The following is a 17698-nucleotide window of genomic DNA, read 5'->3' as shown; positions in this document are numbered from 1 at the left end:
CGTGAGCCGAACTGCCACCCTCCCCTGGAGGGGGAGGGTCGATCGCGCGCAGCGCGAGCGGGGTGGGGTGACGGTCTCACCTCGCCCACACTGCCCGAGTGGAGAGATCACCCCACCCCGGCGCTTCGCGCCGACCCTCCCCCTCCAGGGGAGGGTAAGAGCGTCGTCTACCGCGGCGCCATGCGGATGGCGCCGTCGAGGCGGATGGTCTCGCCGTTGAGCATCGGGTTCTCGACGATGTGCACCGCGAGCATGCCGTATTCGTTGGCATCACCGAGGCGCGAGGGATGTGGCACCTGCGCACCGAGGCTCTTGCGGGCTTCCTCATTGAGACCCATCAAGAGCGGCGTGAAGAACAGGCCGGGCGCGATGGTGTTGACGCGGATCTTCTGGCTGGCGAGGTCGCGCGCGGCCGGCAGCGTCAGGCCGACGACGCCGCCCTTCGAGGCCGAATAGGCGATCTGGCCGATCTGGCCTTCGTAAGCGGCGACCGACGCCGTGTTGATGATGACGCCGCGCTCTTCACCGACAGGCTCGATCGTGACCAGGCGCTCGGCGAACAGGCGCAGGCAGTTGAAGGTGCCGATCAAATTGACGTTGATGATGCGCGCGAACTTTTCGAGCGGGTAGACGCCGTCGCGGCCGACGATGCGCTGCGAGCCGCCGATGCCGGCGCAGTTCATCAGCACGCGGGCAACGCCATGCGCGGCTTCCGCCTTGGCGATCGCCGCCTTGATCTGCTCCTCGCTGGTGACGTCGGCATGCAGCGCGACGCCCTTCACCTCGGCGGCGACCTTCTCGGCGTTTTCCTTGCTCTGGTCGATCACGCCGATCTTGGCGCCCTTGGCAGCCATGGCGCGAGCGGTCGCGGCTCCGAGGCCCGAGCCACCGCCGGTGATGAGAACGGCTACGTCTTTCAACTGCATCGCAAATACCTTTCCTTGGGCGTTTCTTCTCTAGACTTGAGAGGTTCGGCCGGATCATCCGGCAGCAGCGGCTTCCTCGGCTTGCGTGAGGATGCCGCCGCAGATCAGCGTTTCCATGTGCTTGATATATTGCCGGCAGACTTCGTCGGTGACCGGGCCGACGCCGGTCGCGCGAGACATCGCGTGCCGGCCGAAGAACAGGTGATCGCAGGCGCCGATCAGGCTGGTGTAGAACAGCACCGGATCGGTGGCGCGGAATTCCCCGCTATTGACGCCGTCGGCGAGGAGGCGGCGGTGAAAGTCGAGCAGCGGCGCCACGAAGAACTTCGAGACTTCGTCGGCGGCCGCGGTGTTGGTCTCGTGCAGGAGATAATGGATCAGCCGGTTCATATAGGGGAACCGATAATAGGCGCGGATGATGCCGCCGATATGCAGCTTTAGCTTCGCCGTCGCCGTGATCGGCTGCGCCAGCAGAAATTCGAGATTGGAGAGCTCGGTCGCGGCATTGCGCTCGAGCAGGGCCAGCAAGAGACCATCCTTGTTGCCGAAATGATACTTCACCAGCGCGGCATTGGCGCCCGACTTCTGCGCGATGTCGGAGAGCGAGATCTCGATCGAGGAGCGTTCGATCATCAGCTCGCTCGCGGCCACGAGCAATTTCTCTGCCGTGGAATTTCTTCCGCTGGGGAGCTTGGTCGGTACGCTGGTAGCCACGGAGATCCCTGAATACGCTTCAAGAGGCGCGCAGATAAGCGCAAGCAGCGCCTCATCACAAGAGTTAATTGATCGATTGACTAAACGATCGCGCGCCCCTTAAATCCGCCCCGACAACCGACCCAATCAAGAATTCAGGGAGAGACCGAATGGCCGAGGCTTACATCGTCGCCGCTGCGCGCACCGCGGGCGGGCGCAAGGGGGGCCGCCTCGCCGGCTGGCATCCGGCCGATCTCGCCGCCAAGGTGCTGGACGAACTGGTCGACCGCACCAAGGTCGATCCCGCCCTGGTCGAGGACGTGATCATGGGCTGTGTGATGCAGGTCGGCGAGCAATCCAACAACGTCGCACGCAACGCAGTGATGGCCTCGAAACTGCCGGAGAGCGTGCCGGGCACCTCGATCGACCGCCAGTGCGGCTCCTCCCAGCAGGCGCTGCACTTCGCCGCGCAAGCGGTGATGTCCGGCGCGATGGACGTCGTAATCGCCGCCGGCGTGGAATCGATGACGCGCGTGCCGATGGGCCTGTCCTCGCAGCTGCCGGCCAAGAACGGCTTTGGCAATTACAAGAGCCCGGGCATCGAGACGAAGTATCCGAACATCGTGTTCAGCCAGTTCACCGGCGCCGAGATGATGGCCGAGAAGTACGGCCTCTCCAAGGACGAGCTCGACGCGTACTCCTTTGGCAGCCATCAGCGCGCGATCGCGGCGACGCAAGCCGGCAACTTCAAGAAGGAGATCGTGCCGCTCGAGATCACCCGCGCCGACGGCAGCAAGGACACCCACCACATCGACGAGGGCATCCGCTTCGATGCCACCATCGAGGGCATCAAGGGCGTGAAGCTGATCGCCGAGAACGGTAAGCTCACTGCGGCCAGCGCCAGCCAGATCTGCGACGGCGCCTCCGGCGTGATGGTGGTGAACGAGCGCGGCCTCAAGCAGCTCGGCGTCAAGCCGCTCGCGCGCATCCATCACATGACCATGACGGGCGGCGACCCCGTCATCATGCTCGACGCCCCGTTGCATGCCACCAAGCGTGCGCTGGAGAAGGCCGGCATGAAGATCGACGACATCGACCTATTCGAGGTCAACGAGGCCTTCGCCTCGGTGCCGACCGCGTGGCTCAAGACCACCGGCGCCGATCCGCAGCGTCTTAACGTCAACGGCGGCGCGATCGCGCTCGGCCATCCCCTCGGCGGCTCCGGCACCAAGCTGATGACGACGCTGGTCCACGCCCTGCACCAGCGCGGCAAGCGCTATGGCCTGCAGACCATGTGCGAAGGCGGCGGCATGGCCAACGTGACGATCGTGGAGCGGCTGTAAGCGGTCTCTCGTGTCCCGGACGCGCTGCAGCGTGAAACGCTGCGGCGCAGAGCCGGGACCCATGCCTCACAGTGGACCCCGGATCTGCAGCGCACCGCTGCGCGCTGCGCTGCGTCCGGGGAACGTCACATCCATTTGCCGGTATTGAAACAGCGCCATGACCCACCCCTCCATCCACGCCAAGACCACGCCGAACAAGATCGCCTACCAGATGGCCGGCACCGGCAAGGCGATCACCTATCGCGAGCTCGACGAGCTCTCGAACCAGGGCGCGCATCTGTTCCGCTCGCTTGGCCTCAAGGCCGGCGACCACATCGCGCTGTTGATGGAGAACCGTCTCGCCTTCATGGAGCTGTGCTGGGCCGCGCAACGCAGCGGGCTCTATTACACCGCGATCAGCCGCTATCTGAAGCAGGACGAGATCGACTACATCATCAAGGATTGCGGCGCCAAGGTCGTCATCACCACGCCGAAATGCGCCGAGCAGATCAAGGACCTCATCAAGGGCGCGCCGGGCGAGCCGATCTTCTACATGATGGACGAGCCGCTGCCGGGCTTCCGTTCTTACGACAAGGAAGCCGCCGCTCAGCCGACGACGCCGATCGGAGACGAGGTCGCGGGCTATGACATGCTGTATTCGTCCGGCACCACCGGCCGGCCCAAGGGCATCAAGAAAGCGTTCGAGGGCAACAGGATCGACGTGCCGAACGCGTTCCTGCGCGTGCTCTGCGCCGACATGTGCGGCATGAATGCCGAGAGCACATATTTGTCTCCCGCGCCGCTCTATCATGCCGCTCCCTTGCGCTTCAACATGATGGCCATCGTGCTCGGCGGCACCTCCATCGTCATGGAGCATTTTGACGCCGAAGAGTTCTTGAAGCTGGTCGAGAAATACAAGGTCACGCAATCGCAGCTGGTGCCAACCATGTTCGTGCGCATGCTGAAGCTGCCGGACGAGGTCCGCACCAAGTACGACGTATCCACGCTCAAGGGCGCGATCCACGCCGCGGCCCCCTGCCCGGTCGACGTCAAGGCCAAGATGATCGAGTGGTGGGGACCGATCCTGATCGAGTACTACGCGGGCTCGGAAGGCAACGGCGTCACCGTCTGCAATTCGCAGCAATGGCTGGAACATCGCGGCAGCGTCGGCCGCGCCGTGGTCGGCAAGATCAAGATTGTGGACGAGAACGACGAGGAGCAACCGGTCGGCGAGATCGGCACGGTCTACTTCGCCGATGCGCCGGCCTTCACCTATCACAACGACCCCGAGAAGACGAAGAAGGCCTATAACGCCAAGGGTTGGTCGACGCTCGGCGATGTCGGCTATCTCGACAAGGACGGCTTTCTCTTTCTCACCGACCGCAAGTCCTACATGATCATCTCAGGCGGGGTGAACATCTACCCGCAGGAGACCGAGGACGTGCTGATCACCCATCCTGATGTCGCCGACGTCGCCGTGTTCGGCGTGCCGAACGAGGAGATGGGCGAGGAGGTGAAGGCGGTGGTGCAGCCGCACGACATGAGCCGCGCCGGCAAGGCGCTCGAGGCCGACCTGATCGCCTACTGCAGGACCCGCCTCTCCGCGATCAAGTGCCCGCGCTCGATCGATTTCGAAGCCGAGCTGCCACGTACGCCCACCGGCAAGCTGGTGAAGCGGCATCTGCGCGACAAATATTGGCCGAAGACGGCGGCAAAGATTTAGACGGTCTCGTGTCCCGGACGCGGTGCAGCGCGCAGCGGTGCACCGCAGAGCCAGGACCCATGTCGCTGAGACGCTGGGCCCCGGCTCTGCAGTGCAGCACTTCGTACCGCACCGCGTCCGGGGCATGAGACCTTTGAGCGTCAATCAAACAAGCTCGGCGTATGGTTCACGAGCGCGCCTTCGATCTCCAGCATCTTCAGCTTGGTCACCACGCCGCCATTCGCGGAGAAGCCGCCGGGCTTGTTGCCGGCCGCCAGCACGCGATGGCAGGGCACCACGATCGGGCACGGGTTGCGGCCGAGTGCCTGGCCGACATCGCGCGACAGCTGGACACCGCCGAGCTGCTTGGCGATATCGCCATAGGTGATGGTCTTGCCCGGCGGAATGGTGCGGGCGATGTCGTAGACGCCGCGGTTGAATTCCGGCACGCCGTCGAGGTCGAGCGGGATGTCGGTGAGGTCGTCGGGCTCGCCCCCAAGCAGTTTCGTGATGCGATCGATCGCCACTCGCACCTCGAGGGTCGGCTCGGTTTCGGTCGCCTCGGGGTGGCGCTGGCTGATGCGGGTGCGGATCTTCTGCTCGCCGCCCATCGGCAGTTGCGTGCCGTTGATGCCGCGCGGACCCCAGGCGATGGCGCAGAGGCCGATCCTTGTGTCGAACAGGGCAAAATGCTGGTCGGTCATGACCTTGGTTCCCGGCTTGCTTCTTGTGCAGGCCCCCTCTTTGAACTCCTGCGAAATCTAGACTTGGAAATAGTTGCGATCCACCCGGTTTCCGGGAATCTTGCACAGGAGTTCCAACCTTCGCGAGCCCGGAATGCAAAGCCTTCACGTCAACGGTTACGACATGCCCTATCTCGACGTGGGCGAGGACAACGGCCGTCCGCCGCTGGTCTGCGTCCACGGCTCGCTCAACGACTTTCGCGTGTGGGGCTGCGTGCTCGGCCCGCTGAGCCAGCGGCATCGGGTGCTCGCGGTCAGCCTGCGGCACTTCTTCCCGGCACGATGGGACGGCGTCGGCGACACCTATTCGATCGCGCAGCATGTGCAGGACGTCATCGCCTTCATCGAGAAGCTCGACCTCGGCCCGGTCGACCTCATGGGGCATTCCCGCGGCGGGCACATCTGCTTTCGCGCGGCGCAAGCGCGGCCGGATCTGCTGCGCCGCCTGATCCTGGCCGAGCCCGGCGGCGAGCTCGATGCCAGCCTCGATCCCGAATACGTCGGCGGTCCCTCGCCGCTGCTGGCGCGCTTCACCGCCTCGGCCGAGAAGATCGCAGCCGGCGACGTCGACGGCGGCCTTGCCGTCTTCGTCGACACGCTGGAAGGCGCCGGCACCTGGCCGCGGCTGCCGGCGATGGTGAAGCAGAATCTGCGCGACAATGCCATGACGCTGATCGGCCAGGTCCGCGACAATCGCCCGCCCTTCTCGAAGGCGGACGCGGAAGCGATCAAGATGCCGACACTGTTCATCCTGGGCGCGCGAACCAAGGGGCTGCTGCCCAAGGTGCTGCACGCGCTCGCCGCCCATGTGCCCTACTCGAAGACCGCGATCATCCCGAATGCGACGCATCCGATGTTCGAGCAGGCGCCGCAAAAATACTCCGAAGTCGTCCTGGATTTTCTGGCGAGCTGATCATGCAATCATTCCGCGTCAACGGTTACGATATGGCCTACCTCGAAGTTGGGGAGGGCCCGCCGCTGGTCTGCGTGCACGGCACGCTCGGGGATTTCCGCACCTGGTACTCAGTGCTCGGTCCGCTCTCGAAGAGCCATCGCGTGATCTCGGTCAGCCTGCGGCACTTCTTTCCCGAGCATTGGGACGCCGCCGGCGACGACTACAAGATGGCGCAGCACGTCGCCGACACCATCGCCTTCATCGAGCAGGTCAAGCCCGGGCCGGTGGACCTGATGGGTCATTCGCGCGGCGGGCACATCGCTTTTCGCGTCGCGCAGACGCGGCCGGATCTGCTGCGCAAGCTGGTGCTGGCCGAGCCGGGCGGCGATCTCGACGCAAGCTTGCCGGTGCCTGACGGCACGCCCGCGTACCCATCACTGGCGACGCGCACAGTGCGGTCGGTCGAGATGATCCGCGCCGGTGACATCGAGGGCGCCCTGCAGAACTTCTACGAAGGCATCGAAGGCGACGGCTCCTGGCGTCGCGTGCCGGCCGCCGCGAAGCAGCAGCTGCGCGACAACGCGCTGACCTTCCTCGGCCAGATCAACGAGCAGCGGCGGCCTTATACGCTCGCTGATGCGCAGGCAATCAGGACGCCGACGCTGTTGATCGGCGGCGGCGCGACCACCGGCAGCCTGTCGGTGATGTGGCGCGTGCTGGCCGAGCACATCGCGGGCAGCAGGACCGCGGTGATACCGAACGCCGGCCACTGGATGTTCGAACAGGCCCCGCTGGAGTTCGGCGAGGTGGTGAACAGGTTTTTGGCGGAGTAACCGCTCCTTCCTCTCCCCGCTCGCGGGGAGAGGAAGCTTGCGGGCGGTGCCCGCCTCACGCCACCTTCCATACGCCGACGGGCATCTTGATCGCCGCGTTGAGGCGGTTCCAGACGTTGATGGTCGCGATCGCGACGATCAACGTTGCGAGCTCGCGCTCGTCGAAATGCTTGGCGGCTTCGTTCCAGATCGGATCCGGCACCGGGTCCTCACGATCGGCGAGGCGCGTGACGGCTTCGGTCAGCGCCAGCGCGGCGCGCTCGGCCTCGGTGAAATAGGGCGCCTCGCGCCAGGCCGACACGGCGAACAGACGCTCGTCGGTCTCGCCCAGCTTGCGCGCGACCTTGGGGTGCATGTCGACGCAGACGCTGCAGCCATTGATCTGGCTGGCGCGCAGGTGCACCAATTCCAGGAGCTTCTCCGGCAGGCCCTGCTTGGTCAGATTGCCGAGGGACTGAAGGACATTCATGGCCTCCGGCAGGACCATGACCGGGTGATTCATGCGGGCGTGCATCATTTTCGTCTCCATCTGTCGAATTTCGAAGGTTCCGGTCACATCGGCCGGATTGGCTTCGTCATGGGCATGACGGATCGCGATGAGGGAATGTGACCGATGACCGAAGAAAATTTTCTGACCCACCAGTTCGAGGCCAGCCGGGACCATTTGCGTGCGGTGGCCTACCGGATGCTGGGGTCCCGCGCCGAGGTCGACGACGCCGTGCAGGAGGCCTGGCTGCGGGTCAGCCGCTACGACATGTCCGACGTCGCGAACCTGCGCGGCTGGCTCACGACCGTGGTCGCGCGCATCTGCCTCGACATGCTGCGCGCGCGGAAGTCACGCAAGGAGGAGCCGATGGGTCCGCATGTGCCCGAGCCGGCCGACGAGACGCGGGAGCGCGAGGCGGAGATGGCCGATTCCGTCGGCGCGGCGCTGCTGGTGGTGCTGGAGACATTGCAGCCGGCGGAGCGGCTCGCCTTCGTGCTGCACGACATGTTCGCCGTTCCCTTCGAGGAGATCGCGCCGATCGTCGGACGCTCGGTCGATGCTTCGCGGCAGCTGGCGAGCCGGGCGCGACGCCGTGTGCAAGGCGCGGCGGTGCCGGAGACGGATCTGTCGCGTCAGCGCGGAATCGTCGATGCCTTTCTGAAGGCCTCGCGTGAGGGCGATTTCGAAGGCCTGCTCGCCATGCTCGATCCCGACGTGGTATTCCGCGCTGATGATGCCGCGGTCCGGCTCGGCACGCTGCCGGAGATCCGCGGCGCCGATGCAGTCGCACAGCTCTACAAGGGGCGCGCCCGCGCAGCGCGGACCGCACTGATCGACGGCGAGATCGGCGTTGCCGTCATCCTCGGCGGACAGTTGCGCATCGCGCTCCGCGTCATCTTCAACGGCGACCGCATCGCGGCGATCGATACCATTGCGGATGCCGAGCAGATCGCAGCGCTGAAGGTGGAGGTGCTCTAAACGTGTCAGTCGGCGTGGCATCGGGTCTCGCGCGATGCTAGGCTCAAGCCAATCGCGCGCAGTGCCGCCGCCGTTCAAGACGCGAAAGGATTCCCCATGACATTCCGCCTCACTCCGCTGTTCGCCCTGTCGATGCTCGGCCTCGCCACCGCTGCGACGCCCGCATTCGCTGCCGCCGACGAGAAGATCAAGGCGGCTGCCGAGCAGGAGAAGGCGCCGCTGATCGAGACGCTGCGCGACATGGTGATGATCGAGAGCGGCAGCGGCGATGCCGAGGGCCTGAAGAAGATGGCCGATTTCACCGAAGCCCGGCTGAAGGCGCTGGGCGCGACCGTCGAACGACGCAAGACCACCGCCGGCACGCGCGCCGACATGGTGATCGCCACCTTCCAGGGCAGCGGCACCCGCAAGCTGATGCTGATCGCCCATATGGACACGGTCTATCAGCGCGGCGTGCTGGCGAGCGAGCCGTACCGCGTCGACGGCACGAAGATCTATGGGCCGGGCATCGCCGACGACAAGGGCGGCATCGCGGTGATCCTGCACGCGCTCAAGATCCTCAAGGACGCCGGCTGGCAGGACTATGCCAGGCTCACCGTGTCGCTCAATCCGGACGAGGAGGTCGGATCGATCGGGTCGGGCGAGATCATCTCGGAGCTCGCCGATCAGCACGACGTGGTGCTCTCCTGCGAGCCGACTGCGGCCTCGCCTCCGGCGAGGAACGACGCGCTGCTGCTCGGCGCCAGCGGCACCGCGACCGCGAAGATGGAGGTCAAGGGCCGCGCCTCCCATGCCGGCGCTGCGCCCGATCTCGGCCGCAACGCGCTGATCGAGCTCGCGCACCAATTGCTGCAGACCAAGGACGTCGCCAAATCGATCCCAGGTACGCAGCTGAACTGGACCACGGCGCAGGCCGGCACCGTGCGTAACCAGATCCCGGAGAAGGCCGAGGCCGGCGCCGACGTCCGCCTCACCGTTCCGGACGGCATCGCCAAATTGCAGGCGGCGCTCGACGAGAAGGTGAAGAACAAGCTCGTGCCCGACACCGAAACCAAGGTGACGATCACGCCGGGCCGTCCGCCCTTCGTCGCCAGCGATCGCGGCCGCGCGCTGGCGCAGGAGGGCCAGGCGATCTATGCCGAGATCGACCGCAAGCTCGACATCACCGAGATCACCGGCGGCGCCACCGATGCCGGCTACGCCAACCGCAGCGGCAAGGCGATCGTGGTCGAGAGCTTCGGCCTCGCCGGCTTCGGCTATCACGCCCGCGACGAATTCATCGACACGGGCTCGATCGTGCCGCGGCTCTATCTGATGAGCCGGATGCTGATCGAGCAGGGCAAGAAGAAATAAGACGACGAAAACAACCCCATGCACAGTAGACGGTACAAGCAATATCAATAGCTTAGCCGTCCCCTTACAACGAGCGGCACCGTCCTCTGGTACCGCTTGACGCCGGCTGCCATACCGCGTATTTTCGAATACGGAATTCCGTATTCCCTGCCTTCGGAGTTGCCGGTGTGATCCCCCTCGACCCGCTCCCGAATCTGATCGACCAGGTCTATGCCCGGATCCTGGAGGCGATCTCCGACCGGACGCTGCAGCCCGGCCAGCGCATCCGCCAGAACGAACTCGCCGACAAGCTTGGCGTCTCGCGCCAGCCGGTGTCGCACGCGCTGCATCTGCTGCACCGGCAGGGCCTCGTCGCCGAGAGCGGCAAGCGCGGCTTCGAAGTCACCCAACTCGACCCCTCGCGCATCCGCCAGCTCTACGAGGTCCGCGGCGCCATTGACGCGCTGGCCGCCCGGCTTGCCGCGGAGCGTGCAGGCACCGACGCTGCGGGTCGTGCGCAGCTGGAAGCGGCGCTCGCCGCGGGACGCAGCATCGACCGCAACACTGAGCTCGCCGAGCTGATCGTGCTCGACGTCGATTTTCACCGCGCGATCTATCAGCTCGCCGGCAATCCCGTGATCGAGGAGACGATCGCGCCGCAATGGCCGCACATGCGCCGCTCGATGGCGACGGTGCTGTCCGAGCTCGACTATCGCGGCAGCGCCTGGGCGGAGCATGCCGACATCGCCAGGCACATTCTCACAGGTGATGCGAAAGCCGCCGAACGTGCGGCGTTGGCGCATGCGCAGACGGCGGGACGCATGACGGAGGAGAGATTGCGGGCGACGGACGACGTGGCGGCATAGCCATTTGCGCTGTCATTCCGGGCGCGCGACAGCGCGACCCGGAATCTCGAGGTTCTCAGGTGCGCAATTGCGGACCATAGTTCGATGCTTCGCATCGCCCCGGAACGACGAACAACAAAAAGTCAAACAGGAGGACGACCCATGAAACTGTCTCAGGAGCAATTGGAGTTCTTCCACCGCGAGGGCTGGCTGTTCCTGCCCGAGCTGTTCAGCCAGGAGGAGGTCGACCTGCTCGCGCGCGAAGCGGTCGGCATCTATGACGCCGACCGGCCGGAGGTCTGGCGCGAGAAGAGCGGCGCACCGCGCACTGCCTTTGCCGCGCATCTCTACAACGAGGCCTTCGGCATTCTGGGCGCGCATCCGCGCATGATCGAGCCGGTCGAGCAGCTGTTCGGCGAGCCGGTCTATATGCACCAGTTCAAGATCAACGCGAAATCCGCCTTCACCGGCGACGTCTGGCAGTGGCACCAGGATTACGGCACCTGGAAGCGCGACGACGGCATGCCGGAGCCGCGGGCGATGAACGTCGCGATCTTCCTGGATGAGGTGATGCCGATCAATGGCCCCCTGATGCTGGTGCCGCGCAGCCAGAATGCCGGCGATCTCGAAGCCTCGCACGATCTCGCCACCACCTCCTATCCGCTGTGGACGCTGGACGAGGACACGGTCACGCGTCTGGTCAAGCAGGGCGGCATCGTCGCGCCGACGGGCAAGCCCGGCGGCATGCTGATGTTCCACGGCAATCTCGTGCACGGCTCGGCCGGCAACATCACGCCCTATCCGCGCAAGATCGTGTACCTGACGCTAAACGCGGTCTCGAACTACATCCGCACCCCGACGCGGCCAGATTACATCGCACATCGCGATTTTGCGCCGATCAAGACAGTGGAGGACGACGCGCTGCTGCGGCTCGCCCGTGCGCCGCGGCAGGCGGCGGAGTAAGGTGGGTCTCGTGCCCCGGACGCAGCGCAGCACGCAGTGATGCGCTGCTGCGCCGGGTCCCATGCCGCGCGAAATTCCCTTCCACTGGGTCCCGGCTCTGCGGAGCAGCGCTGAAGAAGCGCTGCACCGCGTCCGGGACACGAGACCGATCGGATGACAACATGAACCTCTTCCGCCTCCTCCAGGCCCGCGCGTCCGCCGGCAAGCCCGTTCGTGTCGCGCTGATCGGCGCCGGAAAGTTCGGGTCGATGTTTCTGGCTCAGGTGCCGCACACGCCGGGGCTGGAGGTGTCCATCATCGTCGATATCGACCGCGAGCGCGCACGCGAAGCGTGCCGCACCGTCGGCTGGGACGCCGACCGCATCGCCGCGACGACCTTCATCGATGACGGTGTGCGTGCCATTGCCGGCGGCGCGATGGATGTGGTGGTGGAGGCCACGGGGAATCCCGCCGTCGGCATCAAGCACGCGCGCGCTGCGATTGCGGCCGGCAAGCACATCGTGATGGTCAATGTCGAAGCCGACGTGCTGGCCGGGCCTCTGCTCGCCGAGGAAGCGCGCAAGGCGGGTGTGGTCTATTCGCTTGCCTATGGCGACCAGCCGGCGCTGACCGCGGAGATGGTCGACTGGGCCCGCGCCACCGGCTTTCGCGTGGTTGCCGCCGGCAAAGGTACAAAATACCTGCCGGCCTATCACGACGTGACGCCTGACGGGGTCTGGCAGCATTACGGTCTCACGGCCGGCGAGGCGCAGTCGGCTGGCATGAATCCGCAGATGTTCAATTCCTTCCTCGACGGCACCAAATCGGCGATCGAGATGGCCGCGATCGCCAATGCCTGCGCCCTCGACGTGCCCGCGGACGGCCTGCTGTTTCCGCCCTGCGGCGTCGACGATCTGCCGCACATCATGCGGCCGCGCTCGCGCGGCGGCGTGCTGGCGCGGGCAGGCGTGGTGGAGGTGGTCTCTTCGCTCGAGCGCGACGGAAGACCGGTGTTTCGCGATCTGCGCTGGGGCGTCTATGTCGTGCTGGAGGCGCCGAACGACTATGCCGCCGACTGCTTCAGGCAATACGGCCTCAAAACGGACCACAGCGGACGCTATGCCGCGATGTACAAGCCTTATCATCTGATCGGGCTGGAGCTGAACATCTCGGTGCTGTCGGCCGCGCTGCGGGGCGAGCCGACCGGACAGGCCATGGGCTTCCGGGGCGATGTCGCGGCGGTCGCCAAACGCAACCTGCGCGCCGGCGAGATGCTGGATGGCGAAGGCGGCTACACGGTGTGGGGCAAGCTGCTGCCGGCGGCCGCGAGCCTGAAGGCCGGCGCGCTGCCGATCGGCCTCGCGCATCGTCTCAAGCTGAAGCACGACGTCGCCCATGGCCAGATCGTACGCTGGAGCGACGTGGAATTCGACGCCGACAACGAGACGATCAAGATGCGAAAGGCGATGGAAGCGGCTTTCGCGAAGGAAGGGTAGAACGTCGCTGCGTCATGGCCGGGCTTGACCCGGCCATCCACGTCCTTCCTTGCGGAACGCAGAACGTGGATGCCCGGGACAAGCCCGGGCATGACGACCTTTTGCGGAAAACAGCGCGCTGCCTTCTCCGGCGCTCCCTACGGCAACAGCCGCTCCTCCTTCGCCTGCCGAAACCACTTCCGGAACATGTCCTCGGTGTCCATCATCTCGGTGAAGCCGGCGCGGTTGATCTTCACCGTGGAGACGATCGAAGGCGGGCCGGATTCGGTCAGGCCGTAGCGCATGCTGTAGTCGGCATATTGGAACGACAGGCCGACGAACTCGGCGAGACCTGGTGACACCAACTCGTGCTTGCGCCGCAACGCGTCCCAAGGGGCGACCCAGTTCGGGAATTCCTTGGCGAGCGACATCGGGACGGGTTTGCCGGGCTTCATCTCCAGCGCGTCCGCCACAGCGGGCCAGATGTTTTCCCAGGTGAAGACGTCGCCATTGGTGACGTTGAAGGCCTCGTTCTGTGCTGTTCCTGCCTCGCCCGACCAGGCGATCGCGCGCGCGAGGAGATCGACATCGACGGCTTGGCTCACGCGCGGGGCGCCACCGGGAAAATCGAGCGGCCTGCCCTGCTCGCGCAGCATGGCCGCGTAGACGCCGAGCGGCGGAATCAAATCCATGGCGCCGCCCATGGCGAGCCCGACGATCAGAACGGGGCGCAAGATGCTCCAGTGCCAGGCCTTACCCTTTTGAAGATCGCGCAGAAAGTTTTCCTGGGCCCAGTAGAAGTTTGGCTGCTCATACATTTCGGAGCGGCCCTCGCGCGCCGGCACCATGAGCGGGCGAACGTGGACGCCGTAGGCCTTGGTGCCCTGCAGCAGGGCGACATGTCTTAGCTCGGGCGCGGCCGGCTCGAGCACGCCCATCAGATTGCGCAGCATTTGGTCGTTGGCCTTGATCTGCTGCTGGTCGCGCCAGCCGTCGACGAGCTGCGGCGCCTCATAGAGCGCGGCATAGATCAGGTGGGTGGCACCCCGAAGCTCGGGCGCGGCGCGACCGCAATCTGCAGCGCTGGCGAGGTCGACCGGGACGTGGCGGGCGCCATAGAGATTGCGCGGCTTGCGCCGCGACAACGCCACGACTTCGCAAGGCTCCGATGTGCCGAAGTGTCGTAACGCGGCGTTGCCAACGAGACCGGTCGCGCCGGCCACCACGACCTTCTTGCCCGTCATTGCGAGCCTCCCTTTGTTGTTGCCCAATCCTGTAGCAAAACGCCGCCCGTCACGACTTGCGTCTGGCGCGCATTCGCAGCCGCGAGATGGCGGGCGGCTTGATTATCCCTGGACGAACGGTCATCCTTACCGACGGAACCGCAACGATCGGAATTCCAGCAAAAAGAGCCCATCAGGGCCGTTCGGAAACGCCATCAAATCTCAAACAAAAGAACGTCGTTCCTCGATCAGGCCAAAACGACAACAAGATCGTCCCTGCTCGACGCATCGACGCAATGGAAGGGATACGCATGAAACGTCGTGATTTTCTCAAGGTGACAGGCGCGAGCCTAGCTGCAAGCACCGCTGTTGCCGCGCCCGCAATCGCGCAGGGCTCGCCCGAGATCAAGTGGCGCTACGCCACGAGCTGGCCGAAGGCACTCGATACGCTCTATGGCGGCTGCGAGTATTTCTGCAAGCAGGTCGCCGACCTCACCGACAACAAATTCCAGATCCAACCGTTTGCGGCCGGAGAGATCGTCCCGGGCCTGCAGGTGCTGGACGCCGTCTCCAACGGTACGGTCGAAATCGGCAACACCGCGCTCTACTATTACTGGGGCAAGAATCCTGCGTTCACCTTCGCGACCGCACTGCCGTTCGGCTTGAACACGCGGCAGCAGATTTCCTGGCTGTTGTGGGGCGGTGGGCAGGATCTCGTCAACGACCTGCTTAGGGAGCACAACGTCTACGGCATCCCGACCGGATCGACCGGCGCACAGATGGGCGGCTGGTTCAGGAAGGAGATCAAGTCCGTCGAGGACCTGAAGGGCCTGAAGATGCGCATCGGCGGCTTCGCCGGCACGATCCTCTCCAAGCTGGGCTGCGTGCCGCAGCAGCTCGCCGGCGGCGACATCTACCCGGCGCTGGAGAAGGGCACCATTGACGCAGAGCTGGCCCCGCAAATTCGGACAGTAGCTTGAGTGGATTTTCTGCCTGACAGCGGCGAGGATTCTTGCTGCGAATCAGGAGCGAAGATGACGAAGAAGAGCCGCCGGACGCATTCTCCGGCATTCAAGGCGAAGGTTGCTTTGGCTGCGGTCAAAGGAGACAAGACACTGGCGGAGCTGGCGCAACTGTTTGATGTTCATCCGAACCAGATCACGATCTGGAAAAACCAGCTCCTGGAAGGCGCCGCCGGCGTGTTTGGGCATGACAAGACATCGGCCGAGACGCCGGTCGATTTGAAGGCGTTGCATGCCAAGATCGGCGAGCTGGCGTTGGAAAACGATTTTTTGTCCGGCGCGCTCACCAAGGCGGGCCTGCTGAGCGCAAAGCGATGATCGACCGCGGTCATGATCTTTCTATCGTGCGCCAGGCGAAGGTCCTGAAGCTGGCTCGCAGCACGGTCTACTATGAACCTCGGCCAGTTTCGGCCGAGGACCTTGCCTTGATGCGTCGGCTCGATGAGCTGCATCTCGATTATCCCTTCGCGGGAGCGCGTATGCTGCGATCGTTGCTGCGGCGGGAGGGGGTATACGCCGGTCGCCGCCACATCGCGACGCTGATGAAGCGCATGGGGATCGAGGCGGTCTATCGTCGCCCGAACACGAGCAAGCCGGCTCCGGGTCACAAGATCTACCCGTACCTGTTGCGCGGATTGAAGATCGAGCGGCCCGACCATGCGTGGGCAATGGACATCACCTACATTCCGATGCGGCGTGGCTTCGTCTATCTCGCGGCGGTCGTCGATGTGTTCAGCCGACGGGTCCTGGCCCATCGCGTCTCGATCACAATGGAGGCGGCCTTCTGCGTCGAAGCGGTCCAGGAGGCGTTGGCGAAGCACGGCAGGCCCGCGATTTTCAACACGGACCAGGGCAGCCAGTTCACCAGCCTCGAGTTCACCGATGTGCTGCTGGACGCGAAGATCGCCATCAGCATGGATGGCAAGGGCGCCTGGCGCGACAACGTGTTTGTCGAGCGGCTCTGGCGCACGGTCAAATACGAAGAAGTTTATCTCCGCGCCTACGACAGCGTGTCCGAGGCGCGAGCGTCAATTGCCAAGTATCTGGCCTTCTACAATCAGGGACGCCCTCACTCGAGCCTTGACGGGCGCACGCCCGACGAGGCTTACTTCGGCACGCAAGCTATGGTGATGGCCGCATGACCGTCGCCGACGATTTTGTCGTCGCTCTGGTCGGGCTACGCCCTCCCGACGCAACGACAAAATCGTAAAGCCCCGCGTTCAGCATAACCCGGCAGGAATCCACTTAAATCCAGCGGGGCGCTGTCCAAACAACCGGGGCCAGCTCTACGCCGCCGAATGGGTCGGCCCCTATGACGACGAGAAGCTCGGTTTCGTGAAGGTCGCCAAATATTACTACTACCCCGGCTGGTGGGAAGGCACGAGCCAGGGCCACAACATCATGAACATCGAGAAGTGGAATGCGCTGCCCAAGCACTACAAGGCGGCGATCGACGCGGCATCGCGCGACACCTTCACCTGGATCACCGGCAAATACGATGCGGTGAATGCGCCGGCGCTGAAGCGGCTGATCGTGAACGGCGCGCTCGTCAGGGGTTTCCCGCAGGAAGTGCTCGAAGCCTGCTACAACGCGGCGAACGAGATCTACGCGGACCTCTCCAAGTCCAATCCGCATTTCGGCAAGATGTATGCGAGCATGATGGCGTTCAAGAACGACTCGCTGCCTTGGACGCAGGTTGCGGAGCTGAGCTACGACGGCTTCATGGCACGGATGCGCGCCAAGACATGATGCGCTGAGACATTCCACGACTAAAGGCGAAGAAGCCCCGGAGATACCGCTGTCTCCGGGGTTTTCGACGATTTGTCGGCCCTTTCAACCGAAATCGGCCGCCGAACCTCGGCTTCGCAATTGCGAGCACACCGACGACGCTTGATTATCGCAAGGCGACCGGTCATCCTGACGCCGTACCGCGATGCGCGGATTTCAAAAAGAGCCCCAAGGGCCTTCGGAAACACCAAAATCTTTTAAAACACCACGTCGATGATCGGCGAAGCCAAGACGACACCAAGATCGTTCCCTTGACGAGGAATCGGCGCAATGGAGGGATACATGAAACGTCGTGATTTCCTGAAAGTGACAGGTGCTGGGCTGGCCGCAAGCACAGCCGTTGCTGCGCCGGCCATCGCGCAGTCATCACCCGAAGTGAGATGGCGCCTTGCGGCGAGCTGGCCCAAGGCGCTCGATACGCTCTACGGCGGCTGCGAATATTTCTGCAAGCGCGTCGCCGAGGCCACCGACAACAAATTCCAGATCCAGCCG

16 protein-coding genes and 2 pseudogenes (1 of these 18 running past the window's edge) are annotated in these 17698 nt (G+C 64.6%); 13 read left to right on the top strand and 5 right to left on the bottom strand.

Annotated elements, in window-relative coordinates; all coding sequences use genetic code 11:
• Positions 1-167: 167 nt before the first annotated feature.
• A complete protein-coding gene (locus tag LPJ38_RS09425; protein ID WP_145637290.1) occupies positions 168-926 on the bottom strand; it encodes an SDR family NAD(P)-dependent oxidoreductase in 759 nt (252 codons plus the stop codon).
• A gap of 54 nt (positions 927-980) precedes the next feature.
• Positions 981-1559, bottom strand: coding sequence for a TetR family transcriptional regulator (locus tag LPJ38_RS09420; protein WP_231088597.1), 579 nt, complete (start codon positions 1557-1559; stop codon positions 981-983).
• 230 nt (positions 1560-1789) lie between these two features.
• Between LPJ38_RS09420 and LPJ38_RS09415 the strand changes: the two genes are divergently transcribed.
• Positions 1790-2962 (top strand): acetyl-CoA C-acetyltransferase, encoded by a 1173-nt coding sequence (locus tag LPJ38_RS09415; RefSeq protein ID WP_145637283.1) that lies wholly within the window; start codon positions 1790-1792, stop codon positions 2960-2962.
• Between the two features lie 157 nt (positions 2963-3119).
• Positions 3120-4664 (top strand): acyl-CoA synthetase, encoded by a 1545-nt coding sequence (locus LPJ38_RS09410; RefSeq protein ID WP_145637280.1) that lies wholly within the window; start codon positions 3120-3122, stop codon positions 4662-4664.
• A gap of 140 nt (positions 4665-4804) precedes the next feature.
• Here LPJ38_RS09410 and LPJ38_RS09405 read toward each other — a convergent pair whose 3' ends face one another.
• A complete protein-coding gene (locus LPJ38_RS09405) occupies positions 4805-5347 on the bottom strand; it encodes a methylated-DNA--[protein]-cysteine S-methyltransferase (protein ID WP_145637277.1) in 543 nt (180 codons plus the stop codon).
• A 133-nt stretch (positions 5348-5480) separates the two neighbouring features.
• Between LPJ38_RS09405 and LPJ38_RS09400 the strand changes: the two genes are divergently transcribed.
• A complete protein-coding gene (locus LPJ38_RS09400) occupies positions 5481-6299 on the top strand; it encodes an alpha/beta fold hydrolase (protein WP_145637272.1) in 819 nt (272 codons plus the stop codon).
• Positions 6300-6301: 2 nt separating this feature from the next.
• Positions 6302-7114, top strand: a complete 813-nt coding sequence (locus tag LPJ38_RS09395; protein WP_145637268.1) for an alpha/beta fold hydrolase — start codon at positions 6302-6304, stop codon at positions 7112-7114.
• 55 nt (positions 7115-7169) lie between these two features.
• Here the strand turns inward: LPJ38_RS09395 and LPJ38_RS09390 are convergent, their stop codons facing one another.
• Complete coding sequence (locus tag LPJ38_RS09390; RefSeq protein WP_145637819.1) at positions 7170-7628, bottom strand: carboxymuconolactone decarboxylase family protein; 459 nt, start codon at positions 7626-7628, stop codon at positions 7170-7172.
• A 99-nt stretch (positions 7629-7727) separates the two neighbouring features.
• Between LPJ38_RS09390 and LPJ38_RS09385 the strand changes: the two genes are divergently transcribed.
• The 5 genes from LPJ38_RS09385 (at position 7728) to LPJ38_RS09365 (ending at position 13194) form a co-directional block, all read left to right on the top strand.
• Complete coding sequence (locus tag LPJ38_RS09385) at positions 7728-8579, top strand: sigma-70 family RNA polymerase sigma factor (protein WP_145637265.1); 852 nt, start codon at positions 7728-7730, stop codon at positions 8577-8579.
• Positions 8580-8675: 96 nt separating this feature from the next.
• Positions 8676-9932 (top strand): M20/M25/M40 family metallo-hydrolase, encoded by a 1257-nt coding sequence (locus LPJ38_RS09380; protein WP_145637262.1) that lies wholly within the window; start codon positions 8676-8678, stop codon positions 9930-9932.
• A 167-nt stretch (positions 9933-10099) separates the two neighbouring features.
• The gene (locus LPJ38_RS09375) at positions 10100-10777 is read left to right on the top strand and encodes a GntR family transcriptional regulator (protein WP_145637259.1); all 678 of its coding nucleotides are present in this window, start codon (positions 10100-10102) and stop codon (positions 10775-10777) included.
• A gap of 141 nt (positions 10778-10918) precedes the next feature.
• Entirely contained in the window at positions 10919-11719 is an 801-nt protein-coding gene (locus LPJ38_RS09370; protein WP_145637256.1) for a phytanoyl-CoA dioxygenase family protein, read from the top strand.
• Between the two features lie 161 nt (positions 11720-11880).
• On the top strand, positions 11881-13194 hold the full coding sequence (locus LPJ38_RS09365) for an NAD(P)H-dependent oxidoreductase (protein ID WP_145637253.1): 1314 nt from the start codon (positions 11881-11883) through the stop codon (positions 13192-13194).
• A gap of 137 nt (positions 13195-13331) precedes the next feature.
• On the opposite strand, the gene LPJ38_RS09360 is transcribed toward LPJ38_RS09365, so the two are convergent.
• A complete protein-coding gene (locus LPJ38_RS09360) occupies positions 13332-14417 on the bottom strand; it encodes a Rossmann-fold NAD(P)-binding domain-containing protein (protein WP_145637250.1) in 1086 nt (361 codons plus the stop codon).
• A gap of 290 nt (positions 14418-14707) precedes the next feature.
• On the opposite strand from LPJ38_RS09360, the pseudogene LPJ38_RS09355 reads away from it, so the two are divergent.
• From LPJ38_RS09355 to LPJ38_RS09340, 4 genes and pseudogenes are all read left to right on the top strand, one after another.
• Positions 14708-15343 (top strand): annotated as a pseudogene (locus LPJ38_RS09355) (TRAP transporter substrate-binding protein); the annotation flags it as partial.
• An 87-nt stretch (positions 15344-15430) separates the two neighbouring features.
• A protein-coding gene (locus LPJ38_RS09350; RefSeq protein WP_109866565.1) for an IS3-like element ISRj2 family transposase occupies positions 15431-16560 on the top strand; the annotation gives its coding sequence in 2 pieces (ribosomal slippage) (positions 15431-15683 and positions 15683-16560; 1131 coding nt in all).
• Between the two features lie 133 nt (positions 16561-16693).
• Positions 16694-17167, top strand: a pseudogene (locus tag LPJ38_RS09345) (ABC transporter substrate-binding protein); the annotation flags it as partial.
• Between the two features lie 321 nt (positions 17168-17488).
• A protein-coding gene (locus LPJ38_RS09340) for a TRAP transporter substrate-binding protein (protein WP_145643132.1) crosses the window boundary here: on the top strand, positions 17489-17698 show its beginning. It continues 882 nt past the right edge of the window; 210 of the gene's 1092 nt are visible here — the first part of the coding sequence; its start codon is at positions 17489-17491; its stop codon lies beyond the right edge, outside the window.

This window comes from Bradyrhizobium daqingense, assembly GCF_021044685.1.
Taxonomy (GTDB): Bacteria; Pseudomonadota; Alphaproteobacteria; order Rhizobiales; family Xanthobacteraceae; genus Bradyrhizobium; species Bradyrhizobium daqingense.
Note: the sequence above shows the minus strand (reverse complement) of the source record. Positions and strands in the feature narration are given on the sequence as shown.

Coding starts and splice junctions, on each gene's coding strand:
- LPJ38_RS09405 (WP_145637277.1), bottom strand. CDS start 5,347: ATGACCGACCAGCATTTTGCCCTGTTCGACACAAGGATCGGCCTCTGC.
- LPJ38_RS09415 (WP_145637283.1), top strand. CDS start 1,790: ATGGCCGAGGCTTACATCGTCGCCGCTGCGCGCACCGCGGGCGGGCGC.
- LPJ38_RS09370 (WP_145637256.1), top strand. CDS start 10,919: ATGAAACTGTCTCAGGAGCAATTGGAGTTCTTCCACCGCGAGGGCTGG.
- LPJ38_RS09360 (WP_145637250.1), bottom strand. CDS start 14,417: ATGACGGGCAAGAAGGTCGTGGTGGCCGGCGCGACCGGTCTCGTTGGC.
- LPJ38_RS09385 (WP_145637265.1), top strand. CDS start 7,728: ATGACCGAAGAAAATTTTCTGACCCACCAGTTCGAGGCCAGCCGGGAC.
- LPJ38_RS09395 (WP_145637268.1), top strand. CDS start 6,302: ATGCAATCATTCCGCGTCAACGGTTACGATATGGCCTACCTCGAAGTT.
- LPJ38_RS09365 (WP_145637253.1), top strand. CDS start 11,881: ATGAACCTCTTCCGCCTCCTCCAGGCCCGCGCGTCCGCCGGCAAGCCC.
- LPJ38_RS09380 (WP_145637262.1), top strand. CDS start 8,676: ATGACATTCCGCCTCACTCCGCTGTTCGCCCTGTCGATGCTCGGCCTC.
- LPJ38_RS09420 (WP_231088597.1), bottom strand. CDS start 1,559: ATGATCGAACGCTCCTCGATCGAGATCTCGCTCTCCGACATCGCGCAG.
- LPJ38_RS09410 (WP_145637280.1), top strand. CDS start 3,120: ATGACCCACCCCTCCATCCACGCCAAGACCACGCCGAACAAGATCGCC.
- LPJ38_RS09390 (WP_145637819.1), bottom strand. CDS start 7,628: ATGCACGCCCGCATGAATCACCCGGTCATGGTCCTGCCGGAGGCCATG.
- LPJ38_RS09425 (WP_145637290.1), bottom strand. CDS start 926: ATGCAGTTGAAAGACGTAGCCGTTCTCATCACCGGCGGTGGCTCGGGC.
- LPJ38_RS09400 (WP_145637272.1), top strand. CDS start 5,481: ATGCAAAGCCTTCACGTCAACGGTTACGACATGCCCTATCTCGACGTG.